General features: G+C 64.9%; 1 pseudogene. It reads right to left on the bottom strand.

The window, feature by feature from the left end:
• Window positions 1–180: 180 nt before the first annotated feature.
• A pseudogene (locus AAHS21_RS31990) lies at window positions 181–621 on the bottom strand (peptidase); the annotation flags it as partial.

Here is a 621-nt window from a genome sequence, read left to right on the forward strand (position 1 = left end):
CTCCAGGCGCTTCGGGTGACAGCCTGCTCGAGGTGCTCCAGCGCATCCCGGCCGAATGTAGCGGGCCGTCGGCAACCCGCCACCGGTCAGTGATGGCCCGTCGACCTCGTCCACGGTCTCGGAGATCGCTGCTCCCCGGGCGCGCTGGGATCGGAATCGCCTGCGAAGGGCCTTCTCCCGCTACGCCGGGTACCGGGTGTAACACGTTTCCATTCGACCGTCGAGGCCGGCACGAAACGCGGCTATCCGCGTGAAACCGGCCGGCACGCTGACACCATCAACGTCGCTGGCCACCAAATGGTTGGTGAGCAACCCAGACACAGCCTTGTCGAGGTCACCGGCGGTCAGCAAAAGCGTCTTGCGCGAAGGTAGTTCGATCGGGTCAGCCATCTTGCGATGCACGACACCAGTCAGGCACGCGGTCCGCAACGCAGTCCACAGACTCTGCATCGGCAGGCCGCGCTCATGCTGCACCGCCAGGGCGTACCTCGACATCACGATCGACAAGGCGGTGTCGTCACCTTGCGGCAGGGCATGCTCTGTCATGTCAGCAGGTCTCCCCATCGCCACCAGGGCTGGTAGGTCGACCACAATGGTGTTGGTGGCCGGACAGTAAGACGC

This window comes from Mycobacterium sp. 050272 (assembly GCF_039023525.1).
Classification (GTDB): Bacteria; Actinomycetota; Actinomycetes; order Mycobacteriales; family Mycobacteriaceae; genus Mycobacterium.